Origin of the sequence: Roseibium sp. SCP15, from assembly GCF_040329435.1 — a bacterium.
GTDB lineage: Bacteria > Pseudomonadota > Alphaproteobacteria > Rhizobiales > Stappiaceae > Roseibium.
Window position 1 is genome coordinate 451252 of record NZ_JBDZYI010000001.1, and the last position, 12769, is coordinate 464020.

12 protein-coding genes are annotated in these 12769 nt (G+C 55.4%); 8 read left to right on the forward strand and 4 right to left on the reverse strand.

Annotated elements, in window-relative coordinates:
- The first annotated feature begins 85 nt into the window (after positions 1–85).
- The gene (locus tag ABLO27_RS02055; RefSeq protein ID WP_353030114.1) at positions 86–826 is read left to right on the forward strand and encodes a DUF1194 domain-containing protein; all 741 of its coding nucleotides are present in this window, start codon (positions 86–88) and stop codon (positions 824–826) included.
- A 173-nt stretch (positions 827–999) separates the two neighbouring features.
- Here the strand turns inward: ABLO27_RS02055 and ABLO27_RS02060 are convergent, their stop codons facing one another.
- Positions 1000–1533 carry a hypothetical protein gene (locus tag ABLO27_RS02060; RefSeq protein ID WP_353030115.1) on the reverse strand — a complete coding sequence of 178 codons (534 nt, stop codon included), beginning with the start codon at positions 1531–1533 and terminating at the stop codon, positions 1000–1002.
- Between the two features lie 61 nt (positions 1534–1594).
- Here ABLO27_RS02060 and ABLO27_RS02065 point away from each other — a divergent pair, with 61 nt between their 5' ends.
- The 4 genes from ABLO27_RS02065 to ABLO27_RS02080 all read left to right on the forward strand — a co-directional run bounded on the left by ABLO27_RS02065 (position 1595) and on the right by ABLO27_RS02080 (position 4616).
- Entirely contained in the window at positions 1595–2485 is an 891-nt protein-coding gene (locus ABLO27_RS02065) for a LysR family transcriptional regulator (protein WP_353030116.1), read from the forward strand.
- A gap of 943 nt (positions 2486–3428) precedes the next feature.
- Entirely contained in the window at positions 3429–3761 is a 333-nt protein-coding gene (locus ABLO27_RS02070; RefSeq protein ID WP_353030117.1) for an ArsR/SmtB family transcription factor, read from the forward strand.
- The gene (locus ABLO27_RS02075; RefSeq protein ID WP_353030119.1) at positions 3739–4218 is read left to right on the forward strand and encodes an SRPBCC family protein; all 480 of its coding nucleotides are present in this window, start codon (positions 3739–3741) and stop codon (positions 4216–4218) included. Before ABLO27_RS02070 ends, ABLO27_RS02075 begins: the two co-directional genes overlap by 23 nt.
- Positions 4215–4616: a GFA family protein gene (locus ABLO27_RS02080; RefSeq protein WP_353030120.1), complete on the forward strand. Its 402-nt coding sequence runs from the start codon at positions 4215–4217 to the stop codon at positions 4614–4616. Before ABLO27_RS02075 ends, ABLO27_RS02080 begins: the two co-directional genes overlap by 4 nt.
- Positions 4617–4751: 135 nt before the next feature.
- Here ABLO27_RS02080 and ABLO27_RS02085 read toward each other — a convergent pair whose 3' ends face one another.
- Complete coding sequence (locus ABLO27_RS02085) at positions 4752–6152, reverse strand: amidase family protein (protein WP_353030121.1); 1401 nt, start codon at positions 6150–6152, stop codon at positions 4752–4754.
- Positions 6153–6319: 167 nt separating this feature from the next.
- Positions 6320–6790, reverse strand: a complete 471-nt coding sequence (locus tag ABLO27_RS02090; protein ID WP_353030123.1) for an Lrp/AsnC family transcriptional regulator — start codon at positions 6788–6790, stop codon at positions 6320–6322.
- A gap of 91 nt (positions 6791–6881) precedes the next feature.
- Between ABLO27_RS02090 and ABLO27_RS02095 the strand changes: the two genes are divergently transcribed.
- The 3 genes from ABLO27_RS02095 (at position 6882) to ABLO27_RS02105 (ending at position 10596) form a co-directional block, all read left to right on the forward strand.
- On the forward strand, positions 6882–7931 hold the full coding sequence (locus ABLO27_RS02095) for a diaminopropionate ammonia-lyase (protein ID WP_353030124.1): 1050 nt from the start codon (positions 6882–6884) through the stop codon (positions 7929–7931).
- Between the two features lie 18 nt (positions 7932–7949).
- Entirely contained in the window at positions 7950–9167 is a 1218-nt protein-coding gene (locus ABLO27_RS02100) for a Zn-dependent hydrolase (RefSeq protein WP_353030126.1), read from the forward strand.
- A 331-nt stretch (positions 9168–9498) separates the two neighbouring features.
- Positions 9499–10596, forward strand: a complete 1098-nt coding sequence (locus ABLO27_RS02105) for a thioesterase domain-containing protein (protein ID WP_353030127.1) — start codon at positions 9499–9501, stop codon at positions 10594–10596.
- Between the two features lie 40 nt (positions 10597–10636).
- Here the strand turns inward: ABLO27_RS02105 and ABLO27_RS02110 are convergent, their stop codons facing one another.
- Positions 10637–12670: an ASKHA domain-containing protein gene (locus ABLO27_RS02110; protein ID WP_353030128.1), complete on the reverse strand. Its 2034-nt coding sequence runs from the start codon at positions 12668–12670 to the stop codon at positions 10637–10639.
- Positions 12671–12769 lie beyond the last annotated feature (99 nt).

Below are 12769 nucleotides of genomic sequence, written 5' to 3' on the forward strand. Positions count from 1 at the left end.
GTGGAGGCTCATTCATCTTCGGTGTCTGATTTTCACAGTGCTCGCGGCGCTGGTGCCTGCGTCAATCTCGGCCGCAGAAACGAAGGTGGATGTTGCACTTGTTCTCGCGGTTGACGTTTCGCGATCAATGTCACCTGAAGAACTTCAGATCCAGCGCAAGGGATATGCAGCGGCTATTTCCAGTCCGGAAGTTGTGCAGGCCATCGAACTCGGTGCCCACGGACGCATCGCCTTGATGATGTTCGAGTGGGCGAACGACACGCACGCCCGCCTCATCGTTGACTGGTCTCTTATCGAAGATCAGTCAGATGCTGAAAGGTTTGCGGAACAGGTCCTGGAGGACAGTTCCTTTGGTCAGCGCAGGACATCTATTTCCGGCGCAATCCGTCGGGCAGCATCCTTGCTGGCGGAAGTTCCTTACGATGCCGGCCGCCGGGTGATTGATATTTCAGGCGATGGACCCAACAACCACGGTTCCCCAGTGACATTCGCCAGGGATGAGGCTGTTGCAAATGGCATCGTCATCAACGGTCTCCCTCTGATGACGAGAGGAGGCGTCGGTTTTCAGTTCAATATACCGGATCTGGACGTCTACTACCGGCGCTGTGTTACCGGTGGTCCTACAAGTTTCGTCATTCCGGTCACCGATTGGGAGCAGTTTCCAGATGCTGTCCGGCGAAAACTGATACTGGAAATTGGTGGCAGAACACCACCCGCCCAACCCAGGATCATCCCGGCACAGATCACCTTCGAAGAGCCCTATGATTGCCTGGTCGGCGAGAAAATCTGGCGACGCATGCGAGACCAGTACTTCTGGGATCCTTAGAACCTTCTGATATTGAAGTAATTCTCTCAACCAGTTGGATTATGTCTCCTCGCAAGGGATTGGGGCGATTAGTGGAGTTTGTTGCCCGCTTCAAATGACTTGTTGTTCAAGCGAGGGCGTGAGTTCGAACAACACATAAGTGGTTTCGTGCCCGGTAGGCGAGCGCTTCCTTCCTAGAATGCGAAGCGGAAAACCATGGTTGCCAGTGCAAGAACCCACAGGATCTGAATCACCCGATCCCAGCGTCCAATTTGAGTGGCAATTGCTTCCAGCTCACATTGTTTTCCCCCGGCTGCTCTCCTTTTTGCGAGTCGGTCCCAACCGCGTCCAACCAAGAGGGCTCCGATCAGAACAATCGCAATGGCAAGGCCGAAGCCAGCGGAGATGGTCCAAGGCACGGCTTCGAACCCGCCGGTCAGCGAAATCAACCAAAGCCCGGAGGCGATGGTCGAGAGACCCACGAAGGACCCGACCACTGAAGCCCTCCTGAGATAGATCTCTGGCCGAGCAGCCTTCTGAAGATCCTCACGTGCAAACCAGATTGCTTTCTGACGACCGCTTACAGTCAGGCCGAACCAAGTTGCTGCAAGGAGGATGTGTAAAAATCGTGCTGTCAGATAGAGATCCATGAGTGCCTCTCGATAGGTGAGGGATCCACCGCTTTGGAGTCCGACGGTGGAGACCCTGTTTCGAGAGTGGTCTATCATTGCTTATTTTCTGCACGAACTGATAATGTTGAACACTGGATGTCAAAAAAATGGACGTATCATGTCGCGTTTCCCTAGCGCAGACCGATTGCTCGAGTTCAAGGCAATCGTCGAATGCGGAAGCATCAACGCAGCTGCGGAACACCTTCAGTTGACAAGACCCACGCTCAGCCGCCGGCTGGCTGAACTTGAAACTCAGCTGAGCGTTCGTTTGCTGCAAAGAACCACCCGGGAACTGTTTCCGACACCGGCAGGAAACGAGCTCTATCTTCGGGCTGTTCGTATCGCTGCAGATGTGGAGGCGACATGGTGTGCGTTGCAACAGCTTGACGACGAGCCGAGTGGCCCGTTGAGAATCTCGGTGCCGGAAAGCGAATTGGCGGCGGTGCCTTTGTTCACCGACTACGCTGCAGAGTTTCCAAAGGTCGATCTTGACGTCGTGGTGACAAACAACAAATCAGATTTGCGTGCAGCAGGTGTGGATGTTGCGTTGGTGTTTGGAGAAATCCGGGATCCATCGCTGATTGCCAAGCGCATTTACACAAGTCGAAACATTGCTATGGCAACTCAAGCCTATCTCGACCAACACGGGATGCCAGAGACACTCGAGCAGCTTGGACAGCATGAGTGCATTGTGCTCAGGAACTCCGATGGAGTACCTGAAACCCGGTGGCCAAGATCCGACGGTGGCCACGTTGAAGTGCAACCTCGGCTGCTTACTTCGGGATTTCGCCTGATGGTTCAGGCCGTTCATGCGGGTCTTGGAATCGGCCTCCTGCCTGAGCGAGAGCTTCTGAAGAACTCCGATTTGGTCAGCCTGTTTCCAAACATCGTTCAAAGAGACGATCAGTTCAGTCTGGTCTATGTCGAGCGTGAATTTCAGTTACCGCACGTTCGCGCCTTTATTGAACGATCAAACGTTTTCTGGCGACACTGGCTGATGAACTGGTGAAACCGTTCAGACAAGAGGCCTTTGTTCGTTGTGTTGACAGGTCAGCGCGTTATCTGGACCCGCCGACCAGAGTCAGGGGAGGGGGAGCAACTTGACCTGAATTTCCAACTACTGTCGCCTGCGGTTGTTGGATCGAGGAGGGTGTGGTTCTCGATAGATTGCTCCACGAGACGGTGCGGGTGCCAAATTCTCGTGCAAGTTTCCGAGAAAACTTGTGAGCGATACGTTGAGAAATGCGTCCGAAACTGCGCTCGGGACTATAATAACTTGCCAGATCAAAGGCTTCACCGAGACCAGGCGAACCATCATCAGATCCAGAGAATCTGAATTTCCACGGTCCTGCCTGCATTTTTCCTTTGAGACTACTGCGCCCCAACAAGAAGGGGCCGTTTGGTGCTACGTATTTTACCGTGTCGAGCCGTACGACCAGATCATAGGCAGGAGCCGCTGGATCGACCTGCTGGTTTATGTCGGCGGCAATAACCTGAAGCCTGGATCTGAGCTGCATGGCGGCAACAGATCCGTAACTGTTGTTGCCCGGGTCAACAACGACCCGATTAATTCGGTACGCGGAGCTGCCTGTCTGTTGGTGTTGACAGGCAGAAAACAACACCAAGAGAAAAAAGCTCAACCAAATTTTACACATACTAACCCCGGAAGAACGAGCAGGCCTCAAATCGGGAAGAACCTAAAGACGCAGCGGTTGCGAGGCGGTTAATTGACAACTTTAATTCGTTTCCGAAAATCGAGATATCTTCTGATCTTCAAGCATTTTTGTGTCTTGCCCTGCGAGGTGCTTGAAGTTTGATCGTGTATGCGGCGGTAGCGGTGGTTTCTTGCGAAAGTTGAGTTCTCCAGTTCGCAACCCTGTACCAACGCCGATCTTGACAAGGTAAGGTCATTTTATTTAGAAAAATCTAAATAGTATAGGATATTCTAAACAATGACTGATCTCAACTCGACCTTCACGGCTCTCGCCAACCCGGTTCGTCGACAGATGCTGGACGAGCTGCTTCGTGGCAGCAGGACAGTCAAGGAACTGGGGGCTCATCATGACATGACACCGGGCGCGATTTCTCAGCACCTCAAAGTTCTGGAGGATGCCCAACTGATCAAGCGGACGGTCAAAGGTCGGGAACATCATTGCGAATTGTCACCGGCAGGTTTGGATCCGGCTCTTGAATGGGTTGAGCGACATCGGGCGTTCTGGCGACAGAAATTGGCGTCATTCGGTGCGTTTGTTGAAGGTCGCAATGATGGTGATCGAAATGATTGAGGTTACTGGCACCGGCTACGTTGTCCGCGAAAGCATGTGGTTTGCCACGGACCTTGAGACGGCATTTGCCGGTTGGACAAACTCAGAGGCCATTGCCAGCTGGTTTGGACCACCTGGCTACAGGGCCGAAGTTCTGGAACTCGATCTTGTGCCGGGAGGTCGTTGGCGTTTTCGGATGGTTCCTGAAGTGGGGCAGCCGTCACATCATGGCGGGCTGTATGTGGAAATCTGCCGGCCGGAGAGACTGGTCTTCACCTGGGAAAGTGAAGAAGACAAGCATCTGACAAACGGACGCGAAACTCTGGTCACCGTGACATTCACAGAAGAAGCCGATGGTGTCCGGGTCGGTATTCTGCACGAGCGACTGCCCACGCAAGGTGCAGTCGATGCCCTGTCCCAAGGATGGGGAAGAGGGATTAAACGTTTCAATGACTGGCTAGGGGGGCTGGAGGCATGACAGATCAGATTTCCGGTGGATGCGCGTGTGGAGCAGTGCGATACGAAGCGGCAGCAGAAATTGAGTTTTCGTTCAATTGCCACTGCCGCAAGTGCCAGCGATCCACCGGGACCGGGCATTCCAGCGCTTTCGCCCTGCCGAAAACGAGGCTGCAAATTCAAGGAGAAATAAGGGAGTACAAAGGTGGAAGCGATGCTGGTGCAGAAACCTACTCAGGCTTCTGTCCCGTTTGCGGCTCGCCTTTGACCAGTCGCACCGCAAGGTTTCCAGAGCGGATCTATGTGCATGCTGCGACACTAGACGATCCCGGCATGTTCGCCCCGACGTTCAACGTCTTTGAGGAGTGTGCCCAACCGTGGGATCCCCCGCGCAGTGATCTTGCAACAGCTCCACGCTAACAGTCTGCTGCACGGCCGACTATCCTCTCGTTGGTGGCGGAAAGAGAAGGGGCAACACCCGCATACACCGGAAACGCTGCAAGGATTGGAGTTCCTCGCTGAAACGGTGTCATGACAGGATATCGTTCTGGTACTTCAGTTCCAATCAGGATCGGCAACTGAAATCGGCTCGCTTGCCTTTTCAAGGTCTTTGCCTGCGGCCAACAGGATGTCTTCGCGAAATCTCGAAGCGACAAGCTGAACTCCGACAGGGCGATCGCGTACTTCACCTGTGGCAACCGACAGCGAAGGTACACCAATCACTGGCAGCGCTCTTTGCGTCAGTTGTGCTTCGAACACGTTAGCGAATGCTTCTTTCGAACTGACATCCAGTTGTTGGGAAAACGGCAGCTCGCCCGACACAGGGCAGATAAACAGCGGATAGTTCTGCAAAAACAGTTCCCATTGCCTGATCAGCCCCACACGTTCCTGCAGCGCGCCCATGAGGCTCTCAAGTCCAACGGTTCCAGCATCTAGCGACATTTGCTCGAAGACAAATTGGGAGTCGGGTTCTGCTTCGCGTTCGATCAGGTCTTTCTGGCCGAACTGGGTGTCTGCCATCCAAAGCCTCGCATTGACATTGGCGGCACGGCGCATGGGCGGGCAGTCTACTTCTTCAATCGTCCAGCCGGCGGATTTCAGTTTGTCCGCCGCTTCGACCAAGGCTGTGCGCACGTCCGGATCGATTGACATTCCGTCCGGCGCGAGTGTCAGTGCCGCCCGTTTTGGAAAGTCATCTCCGTTCATGGGAGAAGCCCGATACCACGGGTCTCTCATTTCCGTTGCTGACATGGCTGCAAGAGAGATTTCCAGGTCGGAAATGCTTCTGGCAATCGGTCCGGAAACTGCCATCAATTGTGCGCCGATATATCGATCGGGCGCACTGGCATTATAGGCCGGAATCCTCCCGAATGTCGTACGCAGGCCATGCAGACCGCAGGCATAAGCGGGGTAACGAATGGACCCTGCGATGTCCGTGCCATGACCCATTGCACAAATGCCCGCTGCAACGGCTGCCGAGGCGCCCCCCGACGACCCTCCCGGGGTGATATTTTTGTTTCGTGGGTTCAGAGTTTGCCCGTGCAGGCTGTTTTTGGTGAACCAGCGGAGCGAGAATGCGGGCGTGTTCGTACGCCCGACAATGACGCCACCGGCCTTGCGAATGTTGGTAACGACCGGGCTGTCGTCCTGCGCCACAAGGTCTTTCAGCAAACGAACACCATTGGTGGAGGCGTGTCCCTTTTGGTCGACATTCACCTTGACGGTTACCGGCACACCGCAAAGAACCCCGGGATCTTCTCCTCGCGCAATCGCATCATCAACCTGTTGCGCCGCCAGCAGTGCTTCTTCAGGAAATTCCTGTACGACCGCGTTTATCTTCGGATTGACCTCATCCATGCGTGCCAGATGGGCTTTGGTAACTTCGGTTGCGGATAACTTCTTAGAACGAACTGCATCGGATATTTCGCTTGCAGTCATTTTCCAGAATTCTTGCATCACTTGCGTCCCGTCGAATCCACCTTTGAGTGGAGGTTCGCACCGCTTTCTCCGAAAGTCGAGCAAGGTGTTGAAATCAGAAGACCGAATTCGCTTGGGACGACAATCCTTGGTCCGATTAACTTGCTACCAGCCTGCAATTGCTCTGCGGTAGCGAGACATTCTTTTCACTCTTTGCATGGGATCGACAGACCAACCTTGGAGCGATCCATCACCACTGAAGTCCGGAACCTTCGTACATTGCCGTCGTTGAAGAACAGCCGATGCGTCAGTTGTTCAAAATCCTGCATGTCACGGGCTGTGCAGATAAGAGTGAAATCTGCTTCGCCGGTCACATAGTAACATTGCTGGACTTGGAGTTCTGCCTGCGCACGTTTGCGAAAGGCATCAAGCTGATGCAGTGTTTCGCGCTCAAGCTCGACCATAACGATGAAAGTCATGCCAAAGCCCAGGCTTGTGGGATCGACAAGCGCAATTTCCTTGCTGATCACGCCCGTATCTCGCAACCGTTTCAAACGTCTTTGAACGGATGGAACCGAGAGGCCGCATTTATCCGCAAGAATATCCAGCCCGATACGGCTGTTGTCCTGGACCAGGTCGAGGATCAGTCGATCCGCATTATCAATTTGCGCTGCCATTTATCGAGTTTTCGAACTTTTTTGAGAAAAGTAATCGCGGTTGGAGTGTATCACGAAAATTAGCCTTATCCATTTCTGTTATGCTCAAGGCATGAAAACGACAGATGAACTGACCTTCGAGCCGGACTTCCTGCGCGCCATCGAATATTTTCGAGAGCAAGAGGTCTACCGTCCCTCACCATTGCGAGAGGTGCCTGGTCCTGGTGGCGTGACAGTCTGGGCAAAGGATGAAACCTCCCGGATGGGACTTGGTGCCTTCAAGGCGCTCGGTGGACCATACGCTGTTGCCCGGCTGCTTATGCGGAGTTGGAAGGCGGAGACCGGCGAGGACATTGACGCTGCCCGTTTGAAGGATGCGGATCTGCGCGCCTTTGCTTCCAGGCAGACATTCGTGTGTGCCAGTGCCGGCAATCATGGCCTGGGAGTGGCCGCCGGGGCACAGGCTCTTGGCGCCAGCGCGCGGATCTTTCTGGCAAAAACGGTTCCGCACAGTTTTGATGACCGTCTGGCTGAACGCGGGGCCGAAGTCGTCCGGGCTGGCGAAACCTATGATGACAGCGTCGCTGAAGCTATTGCCGATGCCGACCGCACAGGGGCAACCCTTCTGGCTGACGGGACGTGGCCCGGATACACGGACATCCCGAAACTGGTGATGGAAGGCTACACGGTCATTGCCGAAGAGTTGCGTTCGAGGTTTGAAGAGACCGGTATCTGGCCCAGCCATGTCTACCTGCAGGCCGGTGTTGGCGGACTTGCTGCCGCAATGGCTCACATGATCCGTAAGAACTGGGCGGAGCAGCCGGAAATCATCGTCGTTGAACCCGAAGCCGCACCTTGTCTGATTGAAAGTCACAAGGCAGGCAAGCCGGTTCGGGCAGACGGTCCTGACAGCAACATGGGCCGTCTTGATTGCAAGGAACCTTCGATTGTTGCCTGGAATACGCTGGAAAAGTGCGACGTCCGCTTCGTGACCCTGACAGAGAACGAAGGAGAGGCCGCAGCACGAGCTGTGACGGAGCTGGGCATTGCCACGACCCCGTCTGGAGCCGCCGGATATGCCGCACTTTGTAGGCAAATTCAGGAAGGTGTTTCAGGAGCCGGGTTCCGGCCGTTGGTGATCGTTTCCGAAGGTCCTGCCTGAGTGATGAAAGAGAACAAGATGACTGTGACGATCGACGCTGAACGGTTGCTCTCACGCCTGAACGTGCTTGGCAACATTGGGCGGGAAGAGGGGCGTCTGACGCGTCTTGCCGCCTCTGACGCGGATAAGGCGGGGCGCGATCAGTTGGTCGACTGGTTTGAAGAGGCAGGGCTTGAAGTCCGCATTGACAGGATTGGCAATGTCTTTGGTATCTGGAATGTTCCCGGAGACACCTCTCCGTTGATGATGGGCAGTCACATCGACACCGTGATCAACGCCGGAATACTTGATGGCTGTTATGGCGTTTTGTCGGCCCTTTCGGTCATTGAGGCCATGCGCTCAGCCGACGTTGAGCCGGATCGATCAGTGATTGTCGGTGCATTCACGAATGAAGAAGGGGTGCGCTATGCCCCTGATATGATGGGCTCCCTGGTTTATGCAGGCGGCATGGACACTGATGCCGCATTGGCAGTGACCGGCCATGACGACACCGTTCTAGGTGAAGAACTGGCGCGTATCGGATATGCCGGTGACATGGAGCCCGGCAGCATCGTGCCCTCAGCCTTTATTGAGGCGCATATTGAGCAGGGACCGGTGCTGGAGGCGGAAAACAAGCTGATGGGCGCTGTCGCCAACCTGCAGGGCATCTCCTGGCAGAAGGTGACAATCAGAGGAGAGGCCAACCACGCCGGAACAACGCCCACCTATTTACGCAAGGATGCGGGTCTGGCAGCCGCCAGGGTCATCACCTATCTCCGCCAGTTGGTCGAGGGCTCTGACAGCGTTGCCACGGTCGGAACAATCAGGTTCGAGCCAAATGCGATCAATGTCATTCCCGATTTTGCGGAGTTCACGATTGACCTGCGTGACCCGGATGAAGCGACATTGAAGGCACGAGAGGCAGCGCTGGCTGACTATCTGGCTGAGTTGGAGACGCAAGACGGTGTCAGGATAGAGACGGAGCCGTTGGCGCGTTTTGAACCCGTGGTCTTTGACCCGGAGATTGTCGGCTTAATTGAAGATTGTGCTGCAGCCCGGCAGCTGTCCTGCAGGAAAATGACATCCGGGGCAGGTCACGATGCTCAAATGATGGCACGGATCTGCCCGACCGCGATGATCTTCGTTCCAAGCCGCAAGGGCATAAGCCATAATCCGCTGGAGCACACGGACGACGCATCTCTTGTTGCTGGCGCTCAGGTGTTGCTGGATACGGCGGTGCGCATCGTGGTGCGGTAGTTTTGCCGATTTCCCGCCCAACCGTGTGCGGTTGCCATGGAAAGAGGTGGGATCTTCTCAATCGCGGCCGAAGTTTCTGTGTGATGCTTGCGGCAGAAACATCTGAGGTCTCTGCGGATTCGTCGGCGATCCCGCGAGCCACGCGACATGACCAGGGACATGTCACCTTCATCCGTTCAATCCGCACGCATCGACCTTCCGAAATATTCAGAAACCATGAAGTCTGGTTCACATGGACTAGATGTTTTCTTTACCCATTGCAGCTATCAATTGGATCAGGTTTTGCGGAAGCAGTAATTTCTTTGCCGGACGCACTGATTAAGGTGGCTAGATGTCAGTCCACATTGAAACGCTGTTATTGGACGAAGCTTCGGCTATTGCAGGTCGCGAAATTTCCAGTGACGAAGAGCTGCATGAATATTTCAACATCAATAAGCTTCTGACATTTATACAGAAAATTCATCAGAAGCTGGGTGCCGAACTTAACGTCAACAGTCTTTATATTTGCCAGACAGTTGGAACGCTCGCCAAGGCGATCGAGCAGCAACGCCACAACAACGTGCCAAAGTTGCTGCAGATCAAGGAAGGCGATAGCCGCCGACCGTTGATCATTTTCGCTGGAGGAGTGAGCTGCTTTCTTGAGATCAAGCATATTCTGAATGGCCTGAGCGAAAACTGTGCGGTCTTTGGCATGAACTTGACCAAGTTCGACAGACCTCGGACGGACCCGGCTGTTGTGGCGGATGAAGTCAGGTCCTGCATGGAAGAGCTCGAGAGTCAGGGAATTTCAGGCCCGGTCAGCCTGCTTGGATACTCGTTCGGCGGTATATTTGCGTTGGAACTGGCAAGAGCACTTCGATCGAATGGGAAAGAGGTCGAGTTTCTCGGTCTGATAGACACTCCGCAAAGCGAACATGCCTGGCCATTGCCGACATGGGTCGGCTTTCTGCTGCACCGCATCCGCCGTAAATCACGAAGGATCGTGTCCGGATTGCGCGCTGCAAGGTCCATGTCATCAGATGCTGACAAATCGCCTTGCAAAACAAGGCAGCGCCCGCTGCTCTATAGCTTACGCCCGCTCCTGTTTCGATTTTGCCACCCTTCAATGGAGGGGTATCCGGAACTTGCACCTGAATGGGTGGACGGCAACACACCGGATTACGAACGTGCGGGACGACAGCTTCTGCGTATGAAAGGTCTGTATAGGCCGAGCATGTATGATGGCGACCTGGTCTTCTACCGCGCGATGGGAGGATCTCCCAATGATTGCGATCCGCGGAAAGTCTGGACGCGCCATTTGCCCAACGCGGAATGGGTCGACGTCCGTGGCAACCATCTGAGCGTTATTGTCGGCAAAAACGGCGAAGCCATCGGGCGTGACATCAGCCGACGCATGAATGAACTCAGCCCTGAAGTGTGTTCAGGCTGATAAAAGGCAGCTGCAAGATTTCAGGCAGCTGCTTCGTGCATCAACCGCGGCGGCGTCTGCGTCGTCGCTCGCCTCCGGAGCTGTCCTGATCGGCAAGCTGCTTCGGTTCGGGTAGTTCCACCTTCGAGCGCAGGTTCGGGAACGGGTCGACCTTGTTGGGCAGAGCCATCGCATTGACGAAATGCTCCTGAAACTTCGGCTCCAGAGCAGTTTCTATTTTCTCAATGTCCCGGACCGTCTGTTCGATCTCGCGCCGGTAGCCCCTGTTGAGAAGGGCCATGCGCGCACCGGTTCCCGCCGCATTGCCGACGCCTGAAACGCCATCGAGCGGACAATCGGGAATAAGGCCGAGAATCATTGCGTATTTGGGATCGATGTAACTGCCGAAGGCTCCGGCAAGCCGGATCCGGTCCAGTTCATAGGTGCCCAGCTTGTCCTGAAGCAGTTTGACACCGGCATATAGCGCGCCCTTGGCGAGCTGGATTGCGCGGATGTCCGTTTGCAGAATGGAAATTTCCACCCCGTCGTCTGCAATCAGATAGGAAAATGTCCGCCCCTGAGACTGTATGCGCGACGTGCGGTTCGCCATCGAGCCGTCGATGACACCGTCTTCGGTGATCAGTCCCGCAAGATACATCTCGGCGACTGCTTCAATGATGCCGGAGCCGCAAATGCCGGTAACCCCGACACTCTCGACCTTTTCCGCAAAGCCGTCTTCGTCTGACCATTCATCGACGCCAATGACCTTGAAGCGCGGTTCAAGCGTTTCCTTGTCGACACGGATGCGCTCGATTGCACCAGGTGCTGCTCGCTGACCGGAGGAAATTTCCGCGCCCTCAAATGCGGGACCGGTCGGGGATGAGGCTGCCAGAAGACGGTTCTTGTTGCCGAGCACGATTTCTGCATTGGTGCCGACATCCACCAGCAGCGTGATCTCATCATGAGAGTAGGGGCTTTCGGAAAGTGTTGCGGCTGCAGCGTCTGCGCCGACATGTCCCGCAATGCATGGCAGCATGTAGACCCTAGCCCCCGGATTGAGCTCCAGGTCCAGATCTCGCGCATGCAATTCCATCGCATCGGAAACCGCCAACGCAAAGGGAGCGCCGCCAAGCTCGATCGGGTCAATCCCGAGGAACAGGTGATGCATCACCGGGTTGCCGACGAAAGTGGCGTCCAGAACATCGCTGCGCTCAGCTCCGACATCCGCAACGAGTTTTCCGATCAATGCGTTGATCGCATCGCGTACGGCCTTGGTCAGGTCGGGCAGTTTCGAAGGGTTCATCTGTACATAGGACACCCGCGACATCAGATCTTCGCCGAAGCGGATCTGTGGGTTGGATGTGCCGGCAGAAGAGACGGTTCGCCCGTTTCTGAGGTTGCACAGATGTGCAGCGATCGTTGTTGAGCCGATGTCAACGGCCAGACCATAGGCCACTTTCTTTTCGCCCGGCCATAGGGCGACGAGAGCAGGCGTCTGGAGGGCATCATTGTAAATTGCTGCGGTGACTGTCCACTGACCTTTGCGCAAGATCGCCTGAACCCGAGGCAGCAGGACCGGGTCGACCGCGAGGTCCGGCAGCCCGGTCTCCTGGCTCAAGGCCTCACGCAGACGATCAACATCGCCGCGCGGAGTTTCCATGTCGGGTTCGGTCAAGGTGAGTGTGATCAGAGAGACAGCGCTGTCCGCGTCGATATGCTTGGCTTCTGCTCGCTTGCGCACGACCTGGCGGTTGGTTTGCGCGTCCGTTGGCACGTCCACGACCAAATCGCCCAGGATCCTGGCCTGACAGGAAAGTCGCCGGTCAGCAGACAGCTTGCGCAATGTCGCATAGCGCGTTTCGGCCTCGGTCGCCTCTTCCAGATTTTCGGCGGCGCTGGTCAGGTTCTCCTTGGCAAAATTGCCTTCAGAAACGGAGATTTGACAACGCCCGCAGATACCGCGTCCGCCACAGACCGATTCCACATAGACGCCAAGCGACCGGGCCGCATCAAGCAGCGGCGTTCCGACCGCGAAAGTGCCCCTTCGTCCGCTGGGCTGAAAAACGACTTTGGCGAGTTTGGTCTCTTCGGTCATCTGGTCCGGTAGCTCGGTTTAAATGTCGCTTCCTGAAGCGCAAAACCCCTCCCCAACGGGGAGGGGATCGCGTTTGAGAGTTCATGCCCGGGCAGGGAG

What these genes read in the sequence shown, in the direction of transcription:
- ABLO27_RS02060 (WP_353030115.1), bottom strand. Translation starts at nt 1,533, where the DNA reads ATGATAGACCACTCTCGAAACAGGGTCTCCACCGTCGGACTCCAAAGC.
- ABLO27_RS02065 (WP_353030116.1), top strand. Translation starts at nt 1,595, where the DNA reads ATGTCGCGTTTCCCTAGCGCAGACCGATTGCTCGAGTTCAAGGCAATC.
- ABLO27_RS02070 (WP_353030117.1), top strand. Translation starts at nt 3,429, where the DNA reads ATGACTGATCTCAACTCGACCTTCACGGCTCTCGCCAACCCGGTTCGT.
- ABLO27_RS02075 (WP_353030119.1), top strand. Translation starts at nt 3,739, where the DNA reads ATGATGGTGATCGAAATGATTGAGGTTACTGGCACCGGCTACGTTGTC.
- ABLO27_RS02080 (WP_353030120.1), top strand. Translation starts at nt 4,215, where the DNA reads ATGACAGATCAGATTTCCGGTGGATGCGCGTGTGGAGCAGTGCGATAC.
- ABLO27_RS02085 (WP_353030121.1), bottom strand. Translation starts at nt 6,152, where the DNA reads ATGCAAGAATTCTGGAAAATGACTGCAAGCGAAATATCCGATGCAGTT.
- ABLO27_RS02090 (WP_353030123.1), bottom strand. Translation starts at nt 6,790, where the DNA reads ATGGCAGCGCAAATTGATAATGCGGATCGACTGATCCTCGACCTGGTC.
- ABLO27_RS02095 (WP_353030124.1), top strand. Translation starts at nt 6,882, where the DNA reads ATGAAAACGACAGATGAACTGACCTTCGAGCCGGACTTCCTGCGCGCC.
- ABLO27_RS02100 (WP_353030126.1), top strand. Translation starts at nt 7,950, where the DNA reads ATGACTGTGACGATCGACGCTGAACGGTTGCTCTCACGCCTGAACGTG.
- ABLO27_RS02105 (WP_353030127.1), top strand. Translation starts at nt 9,499, where the DNA reads ATGTCAGTCCACATTGAAACGCTGTTATTGGACGAAGCTTCGGCTATT.
- ABLO27_RS02110 (WP_353030128.1), bottom strand. Translation starts at nt 12,670, where the DNA reads ATGACCGAAGAGACCAAACTCGCCAAAGTCGTTTTTCAGCCCAGCGGA.